Origin of the sequence: Clostridium punense, from assembly GCF_017874425.1 — a bacterium.
Lineage (GTDB): Bacteria > Bacillota > Clostridia > Clostridiales > Clostridiaceae > Clostridium_J > Clostridium_J punense.
In genome coordinates, this window is the sequence record NZ_JAGGLL010000080.1 from 1 (window position 1) to 2,994 (window position 2,994).

2 protein-coding genes and 1 tRNA gene are annotated in these 2,994 nt (G+C 31.1%); all 3 read left to right on the top strand.

Annotated features, from left to right (window positions below):
• Nucleotides 1-80: 80 nt before the first annotated feature.
• The 3 genes from J2Z44_RS21220 (at nucleotide 81) to J2Z44_RS21230 (ending at nucleotide 2,447) form a co-directional block, all read left to right on the top strand.
• Nucleotides 81-156 (top strand) — tRNA-Ala (locus tag J2Z44_RS21220).
• A 349-nt stretch (nucleotides 157-505) separates the two neighbouring features.
• Nucleotides 506-1,252, top strand: a complete 747-nt coding sequence (surE, locus tag J2Z44_RS21225) for a 5'/3'-nucleotidase SurE (RefSeq protein WP_021283167.1) — start codon at nucleotides 506-508, stop codon at nucleotides 1,250-1,252.
• Between the two features lie 55 nt (nucleotides 1,253-1,307).
• The gene (locus J2Z44_RS21230; RefSeq protein ID WP_209650054.1) at nucleotides 1,308-2,447 is read left to right on the top strand and encodes a pyridoxal-phosphate-dependent aminotransferase family protein; all 1,140 of its coding nucleotides are present in this window, start codon (nucleotides 1,308-1,310) and stop codon (nucleotides 2,445-2,447) included.
• The last annotated feature ends 547 nt before the right edge of the window (nucleotides 2,448-2,994 follow it).

Sequence of the window (2,994 nt, forward strand, 5' to 3'; positions counted from 1 at the left end):
ATCTTTAGCTCAGTTGGTTAGAGCAACCGGCTCATAACCGGTTGGTCCGGGGTTCGAGTCCCTGAAGGTCCACCATATTTGGGGGTATAGCTCAGTTGGGAGAGCACCTGCCTTGCACGCAGGGGGTCAAGAGTTCGAATCTCTTTATCTCCACCAAAAGCAATCCATTAGGATTGCTTTTTTTTATTTTCAAAATTTATATATTTAGCTGATATAGTATATATGGAAGGTTATCTTTAAGTTAATAGAAAACAAAAGAGTTGTAAATAAAGAGCAATTATAAGAAGTATATTATAAATTAATGACTAGATATTATAATTAATGATGTATTGAAGATAATAAAAAAAGAGTTATTAAGTAAGGAACTGAGTAAGAAAAGTTCGGAATTATTTAGATATGCAGCTTAAAACATGTATAATGTAATTATACATAGTAGTTATGAACGTTAATAACTTCTATAGCTTGTAAAATAAAAAAAAGATAACTAGAAATAGGAGGATATATTATGAGAATATTGGTTACAAATGATGATGGAATAGATGCAAAGGGAATTAATTTATTAGCAAATTCATTACAGGAAAACCATGAGGTGATAGTGGTGGCACCAGATAGACAAAGAAGTGCTAGCAGTCATTCTATAACTTTAACTACACCTTTAATAATAAAAGAAGTAAAAGTTAAAAATCTAGGATACAAATGCTATAGTGTAAGTGGGACACCCGCAGATTGCACTAAGATTGGTATAGAAAAATTAGTAAATGGTGATATTGATTTAGTTATATCAGGAATTAATGATGGATTTAATCTGGGCACTGATGTATTGTACTCAGGTACGGTATCAGCAGCTATTGAAGCCTCAATTATGAAAATCCCATCTATAGCAGTGTCCTGTGATGGTAGCGATAAAAGTTTTCAAATAGGAATAGAATATGTAAATAAAATAATTCAGTCAATAAGTTTAGATGAGTTTAATGAGGATGTAGTACTAAATGTAAACATTCCTCCAGTAGATAAAGAGAAAATAAAAGGTATTAAGGTATGCAAAATAGGGGAAAGAAAATATAAAAATGTATTTATTGAGATAGAATCTTCAAGTGAACATACTAGTTTTTCAGTTAAAGGAACACCAGAAGATTCAGAGGAAATAGATACAGATGTAGCTTGTATAAAGGCGGGGTATATAACATTAACACCTCTTCACTATGATTTAACTAATTTTAAAATACTGGATAAAGTTTCTAAGTGGTTTTAACACAATTATAGTATAATAAAGAAGTTGAATCATATTTTTTGAGGAGTGATATGTTATGATAAAGCCTTTTGTTTTTACACCAGGTCCAACTGAAGTGAGAGAAAATGTGCGTATGGCTAGAGCTATGGAGGTAACCAATCCTGACATAGATGAAAGTTTTTACGATTTTTATAAACAAACTTGTGATAAAATTGGAGAGATAATTCATACAAAAAATGATGTGTACATATTAAGTGGGGAAGGGATTTTAGGATTAGAGGCAGCTTGTGCATCTCTGACAGAACCAGATGATAGAGTTCTTGTAATAGATAATGGCATATTTGGAGAAGGGTTTGGAGACTTTGTAAAAATTTATGGAGGAGTTCCAGTTTATTTCTCAACGGATAGAACAAAAGAAATATGTATTGAAGAACTAAGGGAGTTTTTGAAAAAAGATAGCAATTTTAAATATGCAACTGTAGTCCATTGCGATACACCTTCAGGAGTGCTCAATGATATAAGCAAAATTTGTCCGTTATTAAAGGAGCACGGAATTATAACTGTAGTGGATAGTGTGGCAGCAATGGTTGGAGAGCCACTTAATGTAGATGACTGGAAAGTTGATATTGCTTTGGGGGGATCACAGAAAGCTTTTTCGGCTCCTCCAGGGCTTACAATCTTATCTATTAGCAAAGATGCATTTGAAGCGATGGATAATAGAAAAAAATCTATTGTGGGATTTTATAGTAATCTTACAATTTGGAGAGATTATTACAGTAAGAAGTGGTTTCCATATACAATGCCTATAAGTGATATTATGGGATTAAGAGCGGCTGTGGATAATATTATAGATGAAGGCATAGAAACAGTATTAGAAAGACATAAAAAAATTGCTCATGCTACTAGAGGGGCTCTAAGGGAATATGGGTTAAGTTTATATATTAAAGAGGGCTATTCTAATACTGTTACGGTGGTAGAAACCCCAAATAATATAACAGCCAATGAGATAATTAGTTATATGTTGAAATCATATAATATTTTGATATCTGGCTCCTTTGGATACTTAAGTAATAAAGTTATAAGAATTGGACATATGGGTGAAAACGCAAATACTGAAAAATTAATTTATATCCTAAATTCTCTAGATTCTACATTAAAACACTTGGGGTTTAAATCAGAAAACTGTCTAGTTGAATTATTTAACAAATATTATTAATCAAAAAAACAAATTATAAATTATATTAGGACTTGTGTATTAGTACACAAGTCCTAATTGATTGTTACTCATAAAGATAAAAGCCTTACTTTAATAGACTTTATTTATATCATGGACATTTATATAATAAATTAAAGTGAAATACAAAACAAACATATCCTGGTGTATCCACATAAGAAAATATTAGAAATGTAAAGTAATAATAAGTAATTCTGGATTAATTTTAAAATTCAGCATAAAATCTAAACTATACAAACAGACCACCATGTTATTATAAACAAGTCGTCAGCGAAGACAACTTAAAACAAGCAATGAAAAATAAAAATAAAAAAATGCTTGACAAGTGGTTTCTAAGATGATAAGATATAAAAGTCGCCAGATGATGGTGATAACAAATTGGTCTTTGAAAATTAAACAGAGAAAAAGGTAAAACCAGTTAATTCTAGTGAACAAACAGTTCACAAAATGACTTTAACAAGTCAGCGATAAATAGAGCATAGCTCGAACATCAATTTTAAATTGAGAGTTTGATCCTGGCTCAGGACGA